The 14,307-nt window shown below is 45.8% G+C and carries 11 protein-coding genes, 1 pseudogene and 1 riboswitch; of the genes and pseudogenes, 5 read left to right on the top strand and 7 right to left on the bottom strand.

Annotated features, from left to right (window positions below; all coding sequences use genetic code 11):
* Positions 1–778, bottom strand: a pseudogene (locus LJ740_RS05325) (hypothetical protein); the annotation flags it as partial.
* Positions 779–1,068: 290 nt separating this feature from the next.
* On the opposite strand from LJ740_RS05325, the gene LJ740_RS05320 reads away from it, so the two are divergent.
* The gene (locus LJ740_RS05320) at positions 1,069–1,626 is read left to right on the top strand and encodes a GNAT family N-acetyltransferase (RefSeq protein ID WP_229528003.1); all 558 of its coding nucleotides are present in this window, start codon (positions 1,069–1,071) and stop codon (positions 1,624–1,626) included.
* A 4-nt stretch (positions 1,627–1,630) separates the two neighbouring features.
* Here LJ740_RS05320 and LJ740_RS05315 read toward each other — a convergent pair whose 3' ends face one another.
* Positions 1,631–3,775, bottom strand: a complete 2,145-nt coding sequence (locus LJ740_RS05315; protein ID WP_229528002.1) for a GNAT family N-acetyltransferase — start codon at positions 3,773–3,775, stop codon at positions 1,631–1,633.
* Positions 3,776–3,837: 62 nt separating this feature from the next.
* On the opposite strand from LJ740_RS05315, the gene LJ740_RS05310 reads away from it, so the two are divergent.
* Positions 3,838–4,251, top strand: a complete 414-nt coding sequence (locus LJ740_RS05310; RefSeq protein WP_229528001.1) for an acyl-CoA thioesterase — start codon at positions 3,838–3,840, stop codon at positions 4,249–4,251.
* A gap of 209 nt (positions 4,252–4,460) precedes the next feature.
* On the opposite strand, the gene LJ740_RS05305 is transcribed toward LJ740_RS05310, so the two are convergent.
* The 5 genes from LJ740_RS05305 to LJ740_RS05285 all read right to left on the bottom strand — a co-directional run bounded on the left by LJ740_RS05305 (position 4,461) and on the right by LJ740_RS05285 (position 10,786).
* Positions 4,461–5,390 carry an SPOR domain-containing protein gene (locus LJ740_RS05305; protein ID WP_229528000.1) on the bottom strand — a complete coding sequence of 310 codons (930 nt, stop codon included), beginning with the start codon at positions 5,388–5,390 and terminating at the stop codon, positions 4,461–4,463.
* A 129-nt stretch (positions 5,391–5,519) separates the two neighbouring features.
* Positions 5,520–6,359 carry a fimbrial biogenesis chaperone gene (locus LJ740_RS05300; protein WP_229527999.1) on the bottom strand — a complete coding sequence of 280 codons (840 nt, stop codon included), beginning with the start codon at positions 6,357–6,359 and terminating at the stop codon, positions 5,520–5,522.
* Positions 6,360–6,373: 14 nt separating this feature from the next.
* Complete coding sequence (locus tag LJ740_RS05295; RefSeq protein WP_229527998.1) at positions 6,374–6,841, bottom strand: DUF4402 domain-containing protein; 468 nt, start codon at positions 6,839–6,841, stop codon at positions 6,374–6,376.
* A 127-nt stretch (positions 6,842–6,968) separates the two neighbouring features.
* A complete protein-coding gene (locus tag LJ740_RS05290) occupies positions 6,969–9,968 on the bottom strand; it encodes a hypothetical protein (protein WP_229527997.1) in 3,000 nt (999 codons plus the stop codon).
* A gap of 167 nt (positions 9,969–10,135) precedes the next feature.
* Positions 10,136–10,786 carry a hypothetical protein gene (locus tag LJ740_RS05285; protein ID WP_229527996.1) on the bottom strand — a complete coding sequence of 217 codons (651 nt, stop codon included), beginning with the start codon at positions 10,784–10,786 and terminating at the stop codon, positions 10,136–10,138.
* Between the two features lie 349 nt (positions 10,787–11,135).
* Positions 11,136–11,294: riboswitch (TPP riboswitch) on the top strand.
* Positions 11,295–11,355: 61 nt separating this feature from the next.
* On the opposite strand from LJ740_RS05285, the gene LJ740_RS05280 reads away from it, so the two are divergent.
* The 3 genes from LJ740_RS05280 to pnuC are packed head-to-tail and all read left to right on the top strand — an operon-like array spanning position 11,356 to position 14,291.
* Entirely contained in the window at positions 11,356–13,443 is a 2,088-nt protein-coding gene (locus tag LJ740_RS05280; protein ID WP_229527995.1) for a TonB-dependent receptor, read from the top strand.
* A 9-nt stretch (positions 13,444–13,452) separates the two neighbouring features.
* A complete protein-coding gene (locus LJ740_RS05275) occupies positions 13,453–13,701 on the top strand; it encodes a YkoF family thiamine/hydroxymethylpyrimidine-binding protein (RefSeq protein WP_229527994.1) in 249 nt (82 codons plus the stop codon).
* Complete coding sequence (gene pnuC, locus LJ740_RS05270) at positions 13,701–14,291, top strand: nicotinamide riboside transporter PnuC (protein ID WP_229528050.1); 591 nt, start codon at positions 13,701–13,703, stop codon at positions 14,289–14,291. The genes LJ740_RS05275 and pnuC overlap by 1 nt, the downstream gene beginning before the upstream one ends.
* Positions 14,292–14,307: the final 16 nt, after the last annotated feature.

The raw sequence follows: 14,307 nt of genomic DNA, 5'->3' as shown, positions 1-14,307 counted from the left end.
ACTCCGATGCCATGCCAGAGCCCGTGCCACCGCCGGCACTAAAAATATAGAAATACAAGCGCGACTGGTTTGCCTTGATCCCGCAGGAATCAATCAAATAAGAATGAATAAACTTCCAGTCATTGTTGGAAAAATGCTGTGTGTCTTTGTTAAGAATAATCTTAGCCAGATATTGGCCTAAAATGGGGGCGTTACCGGCACCACCGGCATGAACCTCCGAGAGGTCCATAATTTTTAGTTTGCGATACTCGTCCAGAAAGTTACTTTCTGCTCCCTTGGAAGAAAATCGGATTCGGCCATCAATATCTTTGTCCAAATCACCTAACATAACCAGGGGTTCAATTAAAAACACAGGTTGGGCTGAGTTTTTGGAGTTGAGCTTTAAGTTCTTCTGTAACCATTTAACCGGTTTATTGTCCGACTCTTTGGCTTTTTTAAGCTCTACATTGAACTCGTTCATATAAAAGTTGCGGGCATTGTGTACCAGCGAGGCTACTTCGAGTGCAATGTTAGAGCCACATCGCCCTAATCCTATCAGGCATACCGACGGGAAGCTTTGCAACTTTGTTTCAGACTCACTGTCATTTTCCGCCGGCGGGTAAACATTGTTACGCAATGAATCGAGGTTTGATAGAATTTTAGAAATGTCTTTTTCAGTGTAGTAATTGAACTGAGAGGGAAGCGTCGTTGTTTCTCGTTGCTTTGAGGTTGTAGCGGGCGTTTTAACAATTACATCGTATTCTTGCTCAGAACTGTACTGATCTTCGTTATCTACCATGGTCTGTTTATTTCTTATAATTGGTTTTTTGGTGCGCATAATTGCCCCCCTGCTATGTCGAACCACTACAGAAGGTACCACTATAGTGTATTTATTGCTCAATAAGCAATGCAATATATCACTTAACAATTCCTTTACAAATGAAATTTGTAGAAGCGAACTCAGTCTGTTTTGGGTGGTAAATTTACCTTTCGTAACTCCGGTTTGTCAAATCAGTCCTTAGCAATGATTGTTTGCAACCCTTTATCGCGCTATGGTTAGAGGTGACTAAGCCTACAATAAGACATGTTATGAGTGCCAAGCCATTTCCTATCCTCACCAGTGACAGATTGCTGTTAAATGAATTAAAGAAAACAGACCGAAAGTCCGTGTTTGAAATTTTCTCTGATCCAAAAGTAACTGCACATTATGATGTTGAGCGATTTAACGACATAAAAGAAGCCGATCACCTCATCAACTATTTTAAATCCCGCTTTGAAACCAATACCGGAATACGTTGGGCTGTGCGAGAAAAAGGATCTACCCATTTAATTGGCAGTTGCGGATTTAACAGCTGGAATCAATACGATGCCAGTGTCATTCTGGGGTATGATCTCTCGCCTAAATACTGGGGTAAAGGCTATGCCAGTGAGTCAGTGAAAACGATCCTCGATTATGCGTTTAGCCCGCATTTTCCGATTAAGGTGAACCGCATAGAGTCGCTGATTTTACCCAGTAACATACCTTCTATTGCCGTGTCTGAAAAAGCGGGGTTTCAGTTTGAAGGGGTGATGCGGGAAAAGTGCTTCTGGAACGGGGCTTTTCACGACATGAATCTGTACAGTTTGCTGCGCAGAGATTACTGTTAACGGCTTAACTCGCGCTTTCAAGCACCTCAATCCCCCAGGCAACACTGGCCTTCAGCGCTTTGTGGAGCGCATTTTTGCCACTTAGTTGATGTTCTGTCAGCAGTGTTTTATGTGGTAACTGTTTTAGCAACAGGTCAGTCAGTAAAGAGATATGGGCATTAAATGCAATCTGTTGCGAAATCAGCGCATTCAATAGCCTGACTAAATGCGGTGTGGAGAGTTCCAGGCTGCGATTCCCGTCACAAAACAAACGGCATAACGCCAGTGTTTCACCGTTTAAGGTTAACCTGATCTGGTCAGGAGGGCAGGCTTGCAACAAGCGAATTAACAAGGCGTTATCAAGGGATTGAAAACACTGGCGGGCGTGAAACCTCAACAACTGATCCAGGTTATTCTGTTGCGCCTGACGCAGCTTCGAACCATTATCGCTGCTTCTGAGCGTCTTCAGGACAGTCAGATTGAATTCGGCAGTGGCTTTATCTCTGTGAAATCCGGTGAGTACAGGATAAAAGTGATTCTTTTGCCAAAATAGTAATAAGGGATCCGATGCACCAAATGAACTACCCAGGTAATCAATCTGTTGGTCCGAGGCCCATCTGGCCAATTCATTGAGCATGGCTTGTCCTACACCACAGCGACGATGCAGGGGATTTACTGCAATGCGTATAATCCGAAAATATTGAAAGTTAAGGTACTGGCTCTGGCCTAATCCCAATGCCAATTGTTGCGCCAGCATGTGACCCTGAACCCGGCGTTGACCTTTTATTACACCCTGCTGAAGTGCTGTTTCTGTGAGCTTGCCTTCGAGATTGCCACATAAAGCTCCCAGTAAATTTTCGGCCCTGGCGCTGCCAGCAAATGCCAGAATCACCCGTTGCTCCGGTGCATCAAGCAATGTCATGAAATCATCCGGGGTGGTCTGATAGTGGGCTTCAACCAGCAATGAAAATACGCAATTGAGTAGTTCCGGTTGTTTTGTCAGGGCTTCACCGCTGTAGAAACGAACCTGAATATCTGTGGGATCAGTAAGCGAAGGCAATACTTTTACCGGCAAGGCTTTTAGCTGTAGTGTTTGCCACCAGAACTTTTCCAGACAATCATCGTTTTGCCAGCGAAAAGGGGACGTCAATTGGGTAAAGTTGCTGCCGGGACGATGTTGTTTAAGCCAGGGGGAAAATCTGATTTCAAACCCCCGGCCACTGCCTTCATAACCGTGAATTGTGGTGCTAAACACGATTCTGGGATAACGGTGTGTTAGTTTTTTAAGTAGCTCCACCGGAATGGCCGCAGCTTCGTCAACGATCACCAGATCCATTTCATGTTGGTTTAACATCAAGTCGTCGACGGCCACAAATTGCAATTGTGGCAACACCGCTTCATTGTGTTGCCGGGCGTGTTTAAACAACGTTTCTACTGCACTTTTTTGTGGTGCGGTTATCAATACCCGGCACTGTCGTTCTTCAATGAGTTCTGCCGCGGCTATACCCAGTGCCGCAGTTTTGCCGCGCCCGCGATCGGCCGTTATCACCAATGGACGCTTTCTGTGACCCGTAACCACTTTTTTGATGCCTGCTATAACTTGCCGCTGTTGCCGGGCTTTGTCTTCAAGGTGGATTTGGGCCTGGTCAAGTACGGCGTTGCTGCCCTGCAAACCATCAGGTGTCCGGACAATGGTATCTGCAGTGCAACGAATCTGGTTAATCAGATGATGGATAAACTGGCTGGTATGCATGTTTGCCAGTTGCGCGTAAGAAATTCGGTGTTTCAGGTAGGGGTCATTATATTCAGGCCAGAATTTGAAATCCGGACACAGGAGCACCATCAGACCATTCTGCTTTAACGTGCCAGACAGGGCTGCTAAAGCGTTGGCACGTGTGCCTTGCCAGGCGTTGTATATCAACCAGTCGAATTCCTGTCCAAGGTACTGCCGAAATTGCTGATTAGTGGTTTGTTGGTCAGCCCACGGCATGGATGACTGAACACCACAGGTTATTATTTTTAGTTCAGATGGCAGTGTTTCAGTGAGGTGGGTGAGTATTTTGTCCGTTTCCTGCAGGCACCATCGTTCATCACCTGAAATCACCATTAACTGCCGGTGATGAACAGCTTGAAAGCGACTATTTATCAGGTCTTTGAGCGTTTCGTCCATGTAAAAATCGGGAAATTAAGTATAATAATAGCTAGTGTATTGAATTCAGTGTAGGAATACGAATGAGATTTTTTTCCCGCCGCCTGGTAATGCCCAATGATCTGAACTTTGCTAACTTTCTTTTTGGTGGCAGAGCATTGGAATGGATTGACGAAGAAGCGGCGATTTACGCCATGTGTCAGTTGGATACTAAGTTTCTGGTGACTAAACATATGGGAGCCATCAGCTTCGAATCGTCTGCTGCCGTAGGGGACGTAGTCGAGTTTGGACTCGCTACCAAAAAAGTGGGCAGAACCTCACTGACGGTAACATGCCTGGTGCGCAACAAAGCAACTAAAAAGACCATATGTATCGCAGATGATATTGTGTTTGTTATGGTGGACCCGGAAACAAGGCTGCCCACACCTCATGGGCGTACTTTAGAAGATTTGGAAGAAGCCACAGCACAAGAAATGGGCAGGTTAAATCTGTCCTGAGGATAAACCAGATAATACATCCTGCTATCGCTATCAGTGTTTTGTTCTCGTCTGCCGTCCACCAGTTAGGCTAAGTTGGGGGCGGTTGCGCGTTCAGGGCACAGATAGCCAGTCAGTGTGAGTACCGGCAAATGTCGACAGTAATCGGCTACATCAAAGAGTTACATCAAAGAGCTACATCAAAGTGCAAAAACTAAGAGCGCCAGGCGCTAGTTAATACGGGTACCTGAAAATTGCGACAAGGCACAATATTGACCTTTGCTGGTTAAAATTCTGCAATCTTTAATGGCTTCATCCTGTGACGCATAAGGACCAACCCGCAAGCTGTAATAGTCTTTACCCTGCACGTTGACCAGCTCTGAACGTGCGCTTCTCAAACACAATACGTCTTTAAACTTATTATATAGCGAATCCCAACCTTGCTGTAAGTTCCCTTTTTTACTGTAAGAGGCCAGATGTAGCGCTACATTACCTTCTACTTTTCTGTTACCTGGCGGTGTGCATCTGTCTGGTCCGCCAATCGAAGGTGACTGTCGTGCGGATTGACTAAAAATAGGCGATTTGGCTACAAAGTCGCGGCTGGGTTGGGGACGCGAAACTGTGGGCGGCGGAGTTGCTGTTTCAGTTATTTCACTTTGGGGTTCTGTCTGTGCTATGTCAGTTTGATCTTCGCTAAAAGGTGAGCTTACCGGCTTAGATTCTTTGCGTTGCGGCACTTCCGCTTTTTTCACCGGCGTCGCTACCTGCTCTACCGGCTCATCAATGAAAAAGCTGGCCGCTGCAACGGGGGCTTTTTCCCTGGCGGGTGCTTCTGGTTCTTTACTGATTGCCGCCGCAGTAACAGATTCCGTTTGTTGTTTTACCGGCGTGTCTGATATGTCGTTGGCTTTGGCAAGTTCCGCAATCAGAAACTTTAAATCTGATTCCAGTGCCACTAAACGCTTAATACCAGGTTTGAGTTCTTCCCATTCCTGAATGTGTTTGTTGATTTCCGAGCGGCTTTGCAGGCTGATTTGGGAGTTAATGGCATCCGAGTTTGGACCCCCATTAGTGGAGCATCCTGTTATATACAGGCACACGGAGGCCACGGCAGCTAAGTACCCTTTAGTCCGGTTTTGATTGTCCTTTTTAGCGCACATATTTTTTTACCATCCCTTGACGCTCCTGGAATTGGTATGAGTCAATTTTTTGCTGTTGTAATTTTATTTAGTGTTTAAGCAATAAATGAACCATGTTTTACATTTTATGTGTCACGCTTGTATTTTTGATCATTTAGATTCCACGATAACAACATCGGTAATTGGCATTTGTCGTGTGGCAAACTGCGTATCGGCGTACTCTTGTTGCCCTTCGTATACTATTTTCAGCGCATCTTGCCGGGATGCTTTAAAATCCGGCAAAATAATATTTGCCTGTCGTTTGTCTAATTCTGTGAAGATGTTCAGACCGTTAAGTACGCCCACCTGTCTGTGTACCCCTTTGTCGTTCACCAGATAGGCCAGCAATCTCCCGGTGGGGCTGTGTAAACCGCTTCTGCTAAGATTCACTGAAGCCTGCCAGTTGTTTTGGCTCTCCCCGGGACTTAGCAGCGTGACTTCATTGATCTCAACCTGAACATCTTTCGCGCCCTTACGTAAAATGATCGGAATACTATAGCTAAGCAGTAAGTTGAGCTTGATTTGCATTTGGCCTGCGCTTTCATTTTCTTCTTTTGGTGGCAGGGCCGTGAATTGCAGGTGAGAACGATATTCGCCATCCGCCAAATCCTTGGTTCGGCGTGCAATGACTTTAACCGTTTGACGTTCGCCTGGTTTCAGAGTGACCTGTCTGGGAGAAAAGCGCAGAAAACTCTGTGCTGACGGAAAGTTCTTTTTCTCGTCTTCGGTAAGCTGCAGGTATGGGCCGCTTTCAGAAGCTTTCTGATCAAACAACTCAAGGCGGTAGCTTTGCTCTTTATTACTGGAGTTTAAAATCGTTACCCTGGCGCTGCGGTCCCGCTCTTCGAAGGCAACGCGGGTTGGTGTTATCAGTAGACTCGCAGAAACAAAGCCCGAGGCTAACAGTGAAACAATGAATAATAAGGTTGTAATCAAGTTAACTGGATTCATAACGTTTTCCGGGTTTAATAATTAATTGTAATGCGTAAATCAGAGGTGTAGGTGGTGTCAACGAAGTTGAGGGTGCCTGAACCCGATGTCACCATCGTGCCGCCTACAATAATTTCAGCGGTACCGTCGCCACCGGTGATCACCGATGACTGAGTGTGTAACTGAGTTAGCGTAAATTGTTCCGGTGAATAAATCACCGAGTTGGTATTCGCCTGCGTGATTAATGAACTGATGAATAACTGCAGGTTGCCGGGGAACCCACTGGCCTCAAATATGGCCGGCTCACCGGGCTCTAAGGTTCTTAACCCTGAAGAAATACTGTAATTCCCCAATTCATCAATGGTGATTGATTGTGTCGTAGCATTGTTGACTACGGCCACAGTACCGAAATTTAAAGGCTGTAATAAATTCAAATCAGCCCTGATTGCCAGACTCAAAAATCCAAAGGCCAAAATAGTAAGTTTGATGACATTGTTTTTCACGGTTGTTGATATCCTTGTCTGCGAAGTTGCATCACGATGCACCGGTGCGCCCCTGTATTATTCATTAACAGTGGATTTCCAATATAAAGCCTTGTGTTATTGATGCAACCTGAGTTTGAAATGGAGTTCACTTTTGCAATACCTGTAAGTCAATAGGCTGGCAGTTTAAATCCGCTGTAGTGAGCAATTTGCACAAGTTGTCGGGTTCATCAATCAGCTCAAAAAAGCCTACGTTGAGTTGGTATTCATTGGTTTTATCGTCCCGCCGGTAAAAGGGGGTTAAGTCCTGAATGAATGACTTGAGACGTTTTTTCCTCAGTTGCCAGAAAACCTTGAGCATGGTGAGCGAATTAAACCGTCCAAGATTCATGGTGTAACCGGTCTCATAGTGCTTTCGCGCCAAACCAAAGTCGAGACCCGAGACAAGGTCGCCTTCGTGATCCAGGGTCACGGTTTGCACCTCTGACTGAACTAAGTTCTTATCTTCAGCATATGTAGGAGATACCCGCACAGTGTAATCGCCCGGGTGCACCTCGGAAAATAAGTAGTACCCGTCGTATTCAGCGTCTATTTGTTTAATAACATCGCCATCACTATTTAAAAGCTCGACGGTGGCGTAGGCGGCGCTTTCTTCGTCGTCGTCGGCATAGATACTGACGATGCCCTCAATGTCGCTGCCGTAAACCACCGGAAAATCAAAAGTATCAACAAAGCCGGGTCTTGGGGTGATGGAAATACCCGGGATCGCGGGGATCATGAAGGCGTCCGGCAAGGTGGATACATCCAACTGAATATCGGTCGCGCGGGCTGTTGACAGTGCGGCTAACACCGCAACGCCGGTTTCGTTGGTGCTGGCTTTACCGTAAATCTGTTTCGCATTCACGGATACGCCTTCCAGTAATGGTTCTCCCTCCTCATATATGCCATTGGCATTTTCGTCATGGAAAACCCTGACCACCAGAGAGCCCCGGCTGCTTAGCTGTTTGCTGGATAAAAAGTAACCTGTTCCATTACCGGCGTAGCCGAAACTAAATCGCGTTTGTACACTCATGGAGAATTTACTTAGATTATCCCAGGCCAGGTTCGTTGCCAGACTGTAACTGTCCCGATTGAGGCTGGCCTGCCAGCGAACTCGGCTTATGGATTGGTCAAAGTCGTAGTCCAGGTTTAACCGGCTTTTGATATTGTCGGTCAGATTCCAGCTAAATTGCGTGCCTGCAGAAAGCAGTTTGGGATCATCCAGTAGCGAATAATTGATCAAAAATCGGGTAAATACGTCACCAAAATTCGTTTGAGCACTGATGCCCCCCTGCAATGAATCAATCTTTTCTTCGGCAGTCGTGACTTGGGCATAATCAAGGTTGGTATTGATAGAGTAACCCGGCAACCTGTAGGCCAGATTGGAACTGATTGAGGTAAGCTGATCTCCGTCAAATTCGTCGCGGTAGTTCAGGCGCGTGGAATGGGTCAATTGTTGACTTGTGCCTTGCCAAAGTGGGCCTGCAACGGTGAAGCGGACATCTGACTGGGTGACTTTATTGTCAGTTTCTAAGCCTGTTTCGCTGTATTGCACGTTGAGGTTGGCAGACTGATCATAAACATTGGTGCGGGCACTTACATTGATATTGGCCGTGCCCGCATCATTGTAGGTTAGATCACTTCCGAGTAAAAAATCATTATTGATAGTCAGGCTGCCACCTGCTGAATAAGTATTAGGGTCGCTGTCGCCACCGAACACATTGGTGTGGCCCACTCGGGCAGAAAAGGAGTCCGACAGGCCAATACTGTATTTTCCACCCAACCGATAGCCGGGGTTTATCGTAGAGTCACTCTTATTGCTTCCGACATTTAAAAAAGAACTTCCGACATCCTCCAGCGACAGGTCATACTGAATTTCGTTGCTACCCAGCAGATTGCCTTCGATGATGTATTGAGTTTGTTCAGTTCTGACCTGGCCCTGAGGACCATAAAACACCAGCTCAAAATCATTGACCCCATAAATCAAAGGCACGTCGTTAAATTCGTATCGGCCAGTCTGCACCCGTAAACGTTGATCAAGTAAAATACCATTGCGATATAGTTCAACGTCCCAGTCTTGCGCAATGTCACCCACCAGGTTGGTAAAATCTATGTCATTTAAAGCGTTTGAAGCTACATTTGAGATAGCAACCCCTCTGGATTGAGCGCCGGTTGTGGCTCCGCCCACTCTGGTGCCCGTGATATCGCCGATTTCCAGTCTGGCGGCATTCAACGGACCTAACAGATCTTTTTGATTTGATTCTTTGGAAAACACCAAACGGGCGTCCGTCAGAGGGTCGTTGTCAGTGCCGGAGAGAAAAAAGTTAGAATGGAAATAGGCCAGGTCACGGCCACCTTGCAGACTGTACAAGGTTGAGACCTGGTCGTTGTTATAACTGACACTGACTAAGGCATCCAGTGTTTGCGGCGATATTGCGGTATAGCCGGTATCTTCTTTGGGTGGTAAGACAGGCAAAGGGCTTCGCTGGTTCCTGTTGAGATTGCGATTCTGTCGTTCCAGGCGGCGCTGAATGGGAAGCGGTTGTTTCGGCGCTAAAACCACCATCAGGTCAATAAAATCAAAACTCATCTTGATTTCAAACCACACTGAAAGGGTGTCGGCGTCAATGTAAATTTCGTCTTCGGTTAACTCGTAGGCGTCATCAGGAACCAGGTACGTTTCTTCATTGATGGTGACCCATAACTCGTCTTGGTCCGCCCGGGACAGGGCAAAGTGATTGTTTTCCGCGACATACCATCCTTCAGCTTTGAAAGGCTTGTTCTGAATTTCAATCGGAAAGTCTAATATTTCAACAAAACTGCTCAGTGCAAACCTGACATTGGAAGTATTCTTTTTAGCGAACATTTCCCCAAACAGGTAATCACCAATTTGCGTTGTGACAAAGAGTTCTTCTCCCTCGACAAATCGTTCATTGCCGGTTGTGTCATCCCTCAACTGCACAGTAACCATGGCGTCATATTTAGTCTGAATATTGTTTACCAGGGTGCGGAATTTTTGTGATTGATAGAAGCCGGACTCTTGCTTCTGCTCTGAAGCAATTGCATTGGTGATGCAAAATGTTAAGCCGAACATTATCAGGGTGCGCATTAATAGGTGACTCAATGACTCGCTAATTAATTGATAATTATATTTTTAATAATTAGAGCGTGTTGACCTTAGCTGTACGATACTTGTTCTACATAATCGTGCTCTGGTCGGTCACAAGTGAATTCGGGCTGGATACGGTGCGAGAACTGGTCTCGCACCCGAATCACTTAGTATGAAACCGTAATAGAATAACTTCCGGTATACGTTTCATCGATGTACGAAGTGGTATTGGCACCCGTTGCATCTTCAGTGTTTAGCACTGCACCAAATGCAAACTGAGCTGCACCGCTGGCATCAGTGGTTATGGAGCCAGCATCTGAAGCTACAGCAATATCAGTACCATTGGCATTATCGTACAGATCTGCGCCAGTAATGGTGAAAGTACCGTTTGTCGGTGGTGCTGAAGGCGCTGAAAGTGTCACTGAATCATCGGCTGGAACAGAGATGGTTAATGTTGTAAAGGCCGCTGCACCAGAGATATCAAAGATAGCAGGCTGACCCGCTGTGATGATAGTTGCTGAAGCATCTCTATCACCGGCGTCAGTATCAGTAGTACCCGTAGAGCCTGAAGTCGGTGTACTGCCGTTTGCAAAAACAGTCACCTGTGCCTGAACGGTACCATCTAATGTTGCATCAGTATCCTGTTCACCCTGTACCGTAATAGTACCGAAGCTAAGCGCTTGCGATTCTGCTAAAGTAAATGAGTTTTGAATGGTTACTGAAGCAGTAGAGTTTGCTGTTTCCTGAGCATTCACACTTCCTACCAAAGAAGCTAACACCATGCATGATATTGCTGTTTTTGTACTCAACATTTTCATCTATATTTCCTCGATTTCATCAGATTTGAACTCTCCCTGTTCACATGTATAAGGTACACGGAGAGGTGTGTAGCTCTTGGGCGAAAACAGCATTTTCTGACTTTTTCGCCTAATAGCTCAGTTATGTATCGACGCTGTAAAGTCCATTTTTAGGTTAACAGTTCATCTTTTAGCAAAAAAAGACTGCAAAATTCAATAAATAAGGAGGTTTTAGTTAAAGTGGGTATGAAAATTGCCCACGATGTCAGCATCATAAATCAGCTTCATAAAAAAATGGCTGGTATCCCACTGATTCAGTGTTACCATGCGCCTGCAAATCATGATGCAGAGTACAAATTCTGATCATTTTTGTGCAGCCAGGGGGTGCAAAAAGCGCTGAGATTGATTGTATACCAGTTCCCGTGGGTATTTGTGCTGAGCGAACAAATATTCACCGGACCTGGTATATTGTCAAAACCCCAGACCTGATCCGGATAATACCGGCGTAGGGATGGTACAACATATATTGTTTCTCATCATATAGCCGAAATGCCGGATCTTTTCATGTTTTAACAGGAAGAGATCCTACCGTGAATACATTTTTTAAAACGTCATTAGTCAGTTTAGCCGTTGCCGCATCGACAGGGCCTTCAGCCTGGGCACAGGACGCTGACCTCTTATCTAAATCTATTGAACATATTGTTATTACCTCTGACTTTCGCGGTTTAACTGAAAATGAACTGCCTGCCAGTGCCAGTATTTTATCCGCAAAAGACATTGAACAGCGCCAGGCCCAGTTTTTAAGTGAAATGCTGGACAGTGCACCGAATGTTAATTTTAACAGTGGTGCCGGAAGAGCGCGTTATGTGCAAATCCGTGGTATCGGAGAACGCAGTCAGTTTACTGAACCTTACAATCCTTCTGTTGGCTTTTTTGTGGATGATCTGGACTTCTCAGGCACGATGGCCATTGCTACCTTATTTGACGTGGAGCAAGTCGAAGTGCTGAAAGGACCACAAGGTACAGCGTTTGGCTCATCCTCAATGGCGGGGGTAGTTAAACTGAAAACCGTAGATCCTGACGGGGTTGAAGGTGGTAAAGCCAGTGTCAGTGTTGCGCAAAAAGACAGCTACAACCTCGCTGCGGCTTATGGAAACGCGATTAATGAGCAATGGCAGTTCCGTACGGCGGTGCAACAGTATGTCAGCGATGGTTACGTGCGTAATGATTATCTGGACAGAGACGACACCGACAATATCGATGAATTTTCCTCACGCCTGAAAGTACGCTATTTGCCCACCGACGACATAACGGTCGATTTTGCGTTGCACTATTACGATGTAGACAATGGATATGATGCGTTTTCGCTGGACAATATACGCACCACGATTTCGGATGAACCAGGTTTTGACCGACAGGAAACACTGGCATTCAGCACTAAGCTACGATGGCAGATGGATGCGGTTACCCTGGAAGCCACTCTGGGCAGTAGCGATTCAGATATGGATTATGGCTATGATGAAGACTGGACGTATGTGGGTTTTCATCCCTGGGAATATTCCTCCACTGACCATTATTTCCGGGAAAGAGATACCGACAGCCTGGATCTGAGGCTGATGTCGGCAGAGGCATTAAATATGGGTGGTATTGAGGCCGACTGGGTGGTGGGTGTCTATTTCAAGTCCACCGATGAAACCCTGCTAAGAGAATATACCTACGATGCTGACTTTAACAGTGATTATGCCCTGAAAAATAAGGCGGTATATGGTGAAATTTACCCTCAGCTTAGCGATAAGGTAACCCTGACTCTGGGCCTTAGACTGGAAGAAGCCAGTCTGAAATACAGTGATAACCGTGATTTCGCAGACACCGAAGACGACACCTTTGTGGGTGGTCGATTGGTGCTGGATTATCAAATGTCATCAGACTTGTTATCTTATGTGAGCGTTAATCGCGGCTATAAATTAGGTGGCTTTAATGCTGATCCGCGCGTTTCTCCCGAGAACATTTATTTTGAAGGTGAATACACCTGGAATTATGAGATCGGGGCTAAACAGTATTTTGAAGACACTGCCTATGTCGGATTTTCGATTTTCTACATGGATCGAAATAACACCCAGGTCAGTGATTTTCTGGTGATGCCCAATGATGACACCGGGGCCGTGAGTTTTGTCGATATTATTAAGAATGCTGATATTGGCAAAAACTTCGGTCTGGAACTGGAAAGCTACTACCGCCTGACGGATAACTTTGAGATTTTCTCCAATATTGGGTTGCTGGATGCCAGTTTTGAAGGATATAGCAATGCAAAAGGAGAGTTGATTGTAGAGCAAGATCAGGCTCAGTCTCCCAGCTATATGTTTAATATAGGATTTAACCTGGATTTTGCCGATGCCTGGCGCTTCACCGTTGAAGCCGATGGAAAGGCCAGCTACCGATTTTCAGATGGACATGATGTTGAATCCGGTGATTATACCCTGTGGCACTTCAATCTGAACCGAGACTGGCAAGACTGGACTTTGTCCATCTGGGGTAAAAACATTTTCAACAAAGAGGTATTTGTCAGAGGGTTTGGTGGTTTCAGTAATGATCCGCGTGACTTTTACGAAATCCCGGAACCCTATCTGCAGTTTGGCAACGGGCGTCAGTTGGGCGTCACAGTCGATTATCGTTTTTAAGGAGGCGTTATGAATATTTCAGTGGAAGTCAGTTTGTACCCATTGGCCGATGGTTATCTGGAAATCATCAAAGCCACGGTAGAGCGGCTGGCTCAGGCACAACAGGTGATGGTTAAAACCAATGCCATGAGCACACAAATGACAGGGGAATTTGATGCGGTTATGGCCGTGTTGAAATCCGAAATACTGCAAACCTTTCAGGAAACCAATAAGGCGGTGTTTGTCTGTAAATTTTTAAACAGTGATCTCGAATTGTGATGGAGCTGCTTTGGCAACAGCTAATAGCGCAGTCTTTTGCGGAAGTTGTGGCGGTGCTGTGCTCGTTGTTATATGTGCATTTTGCTGCCAGACAACAGCTCTTGTGCTGGCCATTTGCGTTGGCCAGCACGGCGCTTTACACCTGGATTTTTTGGGAAACCAGTTTGTTTTTTCAGTCAGTACTCAATGCCTGGTACTTGCTAATGGCTGTCTATGGTTGGTTGACCTGGCGTAAGATGGATCAAACCGAGCCCAATCAGATTCAACGGTGGGGCCTAACCCGCAATATTGAAGTCATGTTAGGGTTGTTCTGGGTTTCGGTATTGTTATTTCAGATAGTACAGTTTCTCAGTTCCGAAGCCATCCTGTTCCTGGATGTGGCCATAGCGGTATACAGTGCTTTTGTCACCTATATGCTGACTCAGAAAATACTGGAAAATTGGTTGTACTGGTTTTTCATAAATAGCTTTACTGCCTGGTTGTGTTTTCAGCAGGAGCTGTTCTTAACCACGCTATTATTTTTAATTTATGTTGTGTTTTCCGTAAAAGGTTATCTACACTGGCGGTTAGAAGACAGGGCCGTTAATTAAAGGGGAAAGGGGTTCT

Origin of the sequence: Planctobacterium marinum, assembly GCF_020687805.1 — a bacterium.
GTDB classification, from domain to species: domain Bacteria; phylum Pseudomonadota; class Gammaproteobacteria; order Enterobacterales; family Alteromonadaceae; genus Planctobacterium; species Planctobacterium marinum.
This window is presented reverse-complemented; position numbering and strand designations above follow the sequence as displayed.